General features: G+C 71.3%; 6 protein-coding genes. 2 read left to right on the top strand and 4 right to left on the bottom strand.

Annotated features, from left to right (window positions below):
• Window positions 1-81: 81 nt before the first annotated feature.
• Window positions 82-819, bottom strand: a complete 738-nt coding sequence (locus ACPXBU_RS22025) for a hypothetical protein (protein ID WP_425759454.1) — start codon at window positions 817-819, stop codon at window positions 82-84.
• Window positions 788-1,339 carry a DNA cytosine methyltransferase gene (locus tag ACPXBU_RS22020; protein WP_425759453.1) on the bottom strand — a complete coding sequence of 184 codons (552 nt, stop codon included), beginning with the start codon at window positions 1,337-1,339 and terminating at the stop codon, window positions 788-790. Before ACPXBU_RS22020 ends, ACPXBU_RS22025 begins: the two co-directional genes overlap by 32 nt.
• 398 nt (window positions 1,340-1,737) lie before the next feature.
• Here ACPXBU_RS22020 and ACPXBU_RS22015 point away from each other — a divergent pair, with 398 nt between their 5' ends.
• Window positions 1,738-2,541, top strand: coding sequence for a class I SAM-dependent methyltransferase (locus ACPXBU_RS22015; protein ID WP_425759452.1), 804 nt, complete (start codon window positions 1,738-1,740; stop codon window positions 2,539-2,541).
• Between the two features lie 179 nt (window positions 2,542-2,720).
• Here the strand turns inward: ACPXBU_RS22015 and ACPXBU_RS22010 are convergent, their stop codons facing one another.
• Entirely contained in the window at window positions 2,721-3,713 is a 993-nt protein-coding gene (locus ACPXBU_RS22010; RefSeq protein WP_425759451.1) for a TRM11 family SAM-dependent methyltransferase, read from the bottom strand.
• Complete coding sequence (locus ACPXBU_RS22005) at window positions 3,697-4,626, bottom strand: hypothetical protein (protein ID WP_425759449.1); 930 nt, start codon at window positions 4,624-4,626, stop codon at window positions 3,697-3,699. Before ACPXBU_RS22005 ends, ACPXBU_RS22010 begins: the two co-directional genes overlap by 17 nt.
• Window positions 4,627-5,460: 834 nt before the next feature.
• Between ACPXBU_RS22005 and ACPXBU_RS22000 the strand changes: the two genes are divergently transcribed.
• On the top strand, window positions 5,461-6,342 hold the full coding sequence (locus tag ACPXBU_RS22000) for a hypothetical protein (RefSeq protein WP_425759448.1): 882 nt from the start codon (window positions 5,461-5,463) through the stop codon (window positions 6,340-6,342).
• Window positions 6,343-6,963 lie beyond the last annotated feature (621 nt).

Here is a 6,963-nt window from a genome sequence, read left to right as displayed (position 1 = left end):
GGGGGGGGGCCCTGGGGGTGGGGGGCGGGGGGGGGTGGGGGGGGGTGGCGGCCGCCCCCAGCCACCGGGGGCTGGCAGTGGCTAGGTGTGCTGGCAGAGCAGTAGTCGCAGGGCGGTCGCCGCTTGGGCGGGGACGACGCCGTTGCCGAGGACCCGCAGTGCGGCGGTGCGGGGTAGCCCGAGGGTGGGGTTGGTGACCCAGTGCTCGGGCAGGCCCATGAGCCATTCCACGAACGGCGGCGCGAGGACGGGTTTGCCGTGCCGGCCGGTTTGCGTGGGTTCGGGTGCGGGGCGGCCGAGCAGCAGCTCCCAGCGGGCGACCGCGTCGGCGTAGCCGCCCCACCGCTGCTCGTCGGGCTGCCCGAGTGCGGCGATGGTGGTGCGCAGGTCCGCGCCGCCGTCGCCGTGCCGCCCGGGGCCGCGCCCGTCGGACGCGCGCGGGGTGGGCAGGATCCGGGTCGGGACCCGCACCGCCGCGGAGGGGAGGGTGAGGTCGCCGTGCGAGCCGCGCTGCCCAGGGCAGCCCTTTTCGCCGTCGGTGGCCCGCGGGGTGGGCAGCAGCACCTGAGACAGCGGGGGCCGGAAGCCGGCGCCCGCGCGTCGTCCGGGCGTGCCGGTGTCGCTCGCCCTGGGGGTGGGCAGTAGCCGTGCGCCGTCGGTGCGCGTGTGCCCGTGCTGACTGGCGCGAGCGACGTGCTCTGCGGTGGAGGTGGGTAGGAGGCCGTGGGTGGAGCCCGACGGTTCGATGAGGTCGGGCAGGCCGTACTGGTGGCCGGGTCCTTTGCCGTCACGGGCGCACGGTGTCGGCAGCGTCCGCACCTCCACCCCGTCGTGTCGCGGGTGCGGCCAGCAGGAACAGCCGGTCGCGGCGGTGGGCGGCGCCGATATCGGACGCGCGTAGGCATAGCCAGTTCGTGTCGTACCCGATCGTGGCCAGGTCGGCTTCGACGACGTCGAAGCCTCGCCGCAGGAGGGCGGCGACGTTCTCCACGAACACGAGCGGCGGTCGAAGGACGCGAACGGCGTCGGCGACGGCACTCCACAGGCTGGAGTGCTCTCCGGTGATGCCGGCGCGCTTGCCGGCGTTGGAGATGTCCTGACACGGGAACCCTGCGGTGAGGACGTCGACGGGCTCGACGCGGGCCCAGTCGACGGCGCGGATGTCACCGAGGTTGGGCACGCCGGGCCAGTGGTGGGCGCAGACGGTGCGGGCGTGCCGGTCGGTTTCGGCGTACCAGGTGAGCTGGCCGCCGAGCACCAGCTCGACGGCCATGTCGAGGCCGCCGTAGCCGGTGCACAGCGATCCGATGCGGGGGGCGGTGGTGTGGGCAATGCTCACGCCACCTCCCCGCGCCCGGCGTCGCCGGTCACCGGCTCGCCGTGTGGACAGGGCCAGGGGCCGCAACCAGGCGCTTCTGCGAGTTGAGGACTTGGGCGCAGCTGCACCTCGTCGAGCGGCACTCGCTGCCTGTGCAAGAAGAATTGGCCGCGCAAGGGGTGTCCGTCCGGGTTGGCCCGGTCGGAGCCGTTGCGGATGGATCGGTCGAAGGCGACGGCGTCCGCCCACTCCCGCGGGCTGTGCTCGCGCAGGGCGAACCAGAAGCCGTCGTCGTGGAACGGGCACGTTATTGCGAATTTCCGGTAACGATCGGCAGGCGGGCGAGCTGCAGCGCCCCGGCGAGCCAGGCATTGAGAATTGAGTGCCTGCCGCAGGAGCGGCACTCGTACTCTCTCGGGGTGAGCGAGAGCAATGACTACATGAGACTGCGAGAAACTTTCAACGAGGACGTTGAACGGTATGACCGTGCGCGGCCCCGGTACCCGGCACAGATGTTCGATGATCTCGCTGCGGCCGGCGTAGCGCCCGATGCAAGGGTGTTGGAGATCGGCTGTGGCACTGGGCAGGCGACCGTGCCGCTGACAAAACGTGGCTACCGGATCGTGGCCGTCGAGTTGGGCGCAGACATGGCTGCTGTGGCTCGGCGAAACCTTGCCGGCTCCGACTCGGTGGAGGTGGTGACGGCAGCGTTTGAGGAGTGGCCCTTGCCTGCGGAACCGTTCGACGTGGTCTTCTCCGCGACGGCGTTTCATTGGATCGATCCGGCCGTGCGGGTGTCGAAGTCTGCTGACGCCTTGCGTCTCGGTGGTCTGCTGGCCACCGTGGGAACCCACCACGTCGCCGGTGGCACCTGGACCGAGGCGTTCTTCGTTGAGATTCAGAAGCTTTACGAGCGCTTCGATCCGTCGACCCCACCGGGCCTGCGTCTTGAAGGTGCCCGAGACATTCCGGAGGACGATCGGGAGCTGATTTCGTCGGGGCGGTTCGGGCCTGCGAGCTTCTACCGATACGAGTGGGAGTTGCCGTACTCGACAGCGGACTACCTGGATCTGCTGTTGACCTACTCCGGCCACCGTGCGTTGCCGGACGCGCAGCAGAGCGCCTTGCTGAACTCCATCGCGCGGCTCATCGACGTCAACTACGGGGGCCAGGTCGTCAAGCGCTACCTGACTGAGCTGAGGCTCGCCGAACGTGTCCGGTGAATCGCTTCTATCGGTAGCGGTCGTCGGATTCAGCAGAGTGCACGTGCATTCGGCTGAGTCCTGGTGTTCGGCGGAGATCGCCGCGGTGAACCCGGGGATCGTGCCCTGGGCGGCGAGCAGCAGGAGCTTAGAGCTCTGCACGCCGGCGCCCGGGGACAGGTAGCGGTGAGTGGGTGGGTTCACGCGACCACCCCGGATCCGTCCTCAGGCGTGTGCGTCTTGGTGAAGATCAGAACGTCTTCGTGGGCGATGAGGTGCATGGGCACCCCGGACGTGCGGGCCTTGCGGACCTGTTGGAGTTGGAAGAACGACGGGCGGGCGACGAGCTGCCCGTGACGGACGGCGGCGAGGAGGGCGACGCACCGCTCGGTCGGCACGAGTCCGGCGCGCAGGCCGGCGGCGATGACGGCGCTGGGCAGGTCGACCAGCTCGCCGCGTTTGCGCCACGGGCGGGCGGTGACCACGACGGCGCCGCCGGGTCGTAGCAGGGTGGCGCAGCCGCGCAGGATCTGCGCGAAGCCGTCGGTGAGACCGGTCAGGTCGCGGTAGGCGAGGTTGCCCTTGTCCTCGCCGTCGTTGTACCGGTCGTCGTACTTGACGACCCCGTGTTCGCCGGGGCGGACGAGGCCGTGGACGGTGGGCCCGTACGGCGGTGAGGTGACCACGAGCGCCACCTGCCCGGTGAGGGCCTTCGGCACCAGGGACATCAGCCGTGTCGCGTCGCCGCGGATGACGGACGCGCGTCCGCTGGCGCCCTGGTCGTGGGCGTGACGAATGTTGGCGTCGGCGATGTTCGACCATTGCGGCTCGTATTCGATGCCGAATGCGTCGCGGCCGGCGTGGACGGCCTCGACCAGGGTGGTGCCGATGCCGCACATCGGGTCCAGGACCAGATCGCCGGGCTGGGTGTAGGCGGCGATCGCGTGGGCGGCGATCGCCGGCAGCATCCGGGCGGGATGCTTGACCGATTCCGGCACGTACCGGCCGCGTCGTTGGACGGGGCCGGTCGACTGGGCGGTGGCCCATACGGACAGGCCCTCAGGATTGGCGCGGTGGCGGCCTTCGTAGTTGGGGTGCCGGCCCGGGTAGTCCTCGCTCACGGCGGAGCTGTTGGTGTCCGGCTCGCCCGCGCCGGAAGATCCCGCGGTGGTGTGCTCAGCCACGGCGTTCACCGCCGTCGCTGCCACGGCGTCGTCCCGACCCCGAGGCGGGAATCAGTTGTGGGGTGAAGACCATCAGGTCGGCGTGCACCCTCAGGTGGGCGACCGACCACTGCTCGGGGTTGGCGTGGGCCAGGGTGAGCAGCTCCTCATCAGCGCCGAAGTAGATGAATTGGTCGCCGTCGGTGTCGGCCTCGACGGCGACGATGTGCTGCAGGTAGCCCAGTCCCGCCGCGGAGGCGGCGGCCACAAGCGGCCCGAAGTCCTCCGGCGTGGGCTGCGTACCGGCGGGGACGCCGACGACGAGGACGAGGCAGCCGCCGGGGCGCAGCAGCCGCGCGCAGGCAGCGAGGAGCCAGGCGAGGCGGACCCGGGCGGTCATGCCGGCCTCGTGCAGCGGCCAGGAGGCGACCACCAGGCTGATGGCCGCGTCCAGCGGCCCGTCGTGGGGCGGCCGGACGACCGTGGCGTCGGGGCCGGGCAGGTCGGGGTCGGTGAGGTCGTCGCCAAACCAGTCGACCAACCCGGGCGGGTCCTGCGCGTCGCCGGCCTCCGGCTCGGGCGCGGTGAGCGGGTTGGTTGTGGTCGTGGGCGCCGGCGGGCCAGCGGTGGCGGGTCCGATGATCAGGCTGGAGCTGTCGGTGAACCAGGCGCGGTGGTGCTGGCGACCGCCCTGCGCGCAGATGGGTGCGAGGACGTGGTCGGTGGTGAGGTCGGCCACCGCCTCCCCGGGCCGGCTGTAGGCGGCGACGAGGCGGTAGGCCAGACGGGTGGGCAGGATGGTGTGCGGGTCGGCGTCGGTACGGGCCGTGCGCCAGACCGTGATCGGTACCGGCGGGTCGCCGGCGATCAGGTCGATGAGAGTGGGGTTGGCCGGCTCGGTGTGGTCGGCCTGCGGGTGTGGGTGCGGCGTGTGCGCGTTCATGTGCTGTCGGCTCCGCGCCGCGCCGTGAAGCGCTGACATCCCCAAACCGGGGTTTGTGAGCCTCGGCGAACACTTGCCGAACCCACAACCGCTCACAACGCTCGACCCGGCAGCAGCTTTTCTCGGTTTCCGTTGTCCTGCCTGGTGCGCGGGACCGGCAGCCATCGGCAGGTGGCCTACCGCGACGGGACCGGCTTCGTCCCTACTCACTTCTGTCAGTGATGCTGTTTCACTGACAGGAGGCGCTGACGGTGGCGGCGCCGGTTGGAGAGAACGAGTCGGGCGTCGACGTGGACATGAGCGTTGACCGGCACTGTGAGAGGTTGCCGAGCGTCGTGTGCCGGGCCGTTGTCATCGGCGCGGCGCGTCGCCTGTGACAGGGTGCGGGATGTCCAGCGGTGACAGCCTGCCCGCGACTGTCATGGGTGCGTCGGTAGTCCGCGCGGGCCGTCCCCGGCGAGCGGTGACAGCGGTGCTGTGAGCCGACCCGGTTGTCACAGCAGGCCGCGTGTGTCCCCTGTGAGGTCGTCCGCGCCATCTCGCGGCTCACGACGTGAGCCTGTGCCACCACCTTCGAACCGCGCGGTCACAGGCTCTGTCAGGGTGTCACAGGGCAGGTCAGCCGACCTTTGTCAGGCCCTTGCCAACGATCAGCGACGGTGGCGCGCCGGGCGGGCGGGCCACTGACAGAGGCCCAGTCGAGGGCGACGAACAGCGCCCTGAGCGGCTCTGTCAGGACCGTGTGAGCCTGCTGTGGCGCACTGGATGCCACCGATCGCCGTGACAACGCCGGCGACGGCATTCGCATCCCTTCGGTGTCACAGGAGTGTTGACATGAGCGTGTCCGACGCTACGAACTGGCCGACGTCCGCCCTCGACGCGGCGGCGACCGCCTTCGCCGCGCTGACCTGCGAGCCCGCGCCGCTGGCTCTCGACTGCACGGCGTTCTTCTCCGACGCAGGTCTGCCGCGGCCGGTGATGCCGCTGCCCGCGCTGCGGGACTGGCTATTGTACCACCCCCGCGCCTACACGGCGCGCGACGAGGTGTGGCGGGAGCTGATCCGACGCGCCCGCCTCGACGGGCCGCACTGGGTCGTCGCCGCGGTCGGCATGGCGATGCCGGCGCTGCAGCAGTACGCGGCAAACCTGGGCGAGGGCTACACCGGCGACCCTGCGGATATCGACGCCGAGATCCTGACCGGGTTCCTGACCGCGCTTCGCGACCGGGCCGACCTGACCAAACCCGCGCCGTACGCGAGCCTGTGCAAGGCGGCGTGGCGAGCCGGGCGGGACCTGCGCCTGCAGCAGCATCAGTGCCTGCCGGTGCAGGACATCGAGCACCTCGCCCTCGGTTCCCGCACCCCGCCGGTGCCGTACGGGCATCCGGACCTCCTGGTCCGCCGCGCGGTGACCCTCGGGATCGTCGACCCCGAGGACGAGCAGCCCTACATCGACGTGCGGCTCGGTCGACGGGCGATCGAGCCCATCGCCGCGAGGAATGGTGTCAGCGTCGACGCCCTGCGCATGCGGCTGTCCCGCATCGACAGCCGCCTCGCCGAGGCCCTCGCGGACGGGCTGTTGACCGGGATCGCGTCGCCGGAGACCACGGCGCGGCTGCGGCAGCAGGCCGAGCAGCGCGGTCGGCGCCGCGCGGGACGTGCCGCGGCCGCCCGCCGCGAAGCCACCCGGCGGCACGCTGCGGCGGCAGCCGCCTGACAGCCAACCGGCACGGCTGTGGCCCGACGTGCACCGTCGGGCCACAGCCGTTTCCGCGTGCCGAGCACCCGTCCCCCGTAGAGGTGCTCGGGAGGCAGCCCGCTGTGCTGGCAGCAGAGTGACGAGAGAACCGGCGCAGGATTGCCAGCCGACCTGCCCCCGCCGTCACCTTCTGCCGCGCGGGCGCCGCTCGGCCGTCCCCTCGGCTCCGACGAGCAGAAGCTGTCCGTCACCGTCTAGAGCAACCGGAAGGGGCGAACCGACGCGGCCGTGTCAAGCGCTGTGAGCGCCAACGGCACTCACAGCGCCCACAGACAGCCCGTCTCGGTCCGGCTGTGAATCCTCGCCCGCGGGCCGCGCGATCGGCGGTCAAAAGGTCCTGACCTGCGCTGTGGGCCGTGCCCGGACCGGGGTGAGCGCGGCAAGTGTTCGCCCGGGCTCACAAATCCCGGTTTGGGGGTGCGGGACCTTTCGAGCTGTACCGCTCGCCGGTCCCGCCCGCCGCCGGGCGGTGCGAGGAGCCGCGATCCGCGCGCCTCGGGTGCCGCGCCAGTTGATGCGCTGACACCACATTGATGACCGCAACCCACCCTTGAGGGAGGACGAGCTCCTCTCGGGGCT

This window comes from Micromonospora sp. DT231 (assembly GCF_049847025.1).
Classification (GTDB): domain Bacteria; phylum Actinomycetota; class Actinomycetes; order Mycobacteriales; family Micromonosporaceae; genus Micromonospora.
This window is presented reverse-complemented; position numbering and strand designations above follow the sequence as displayed.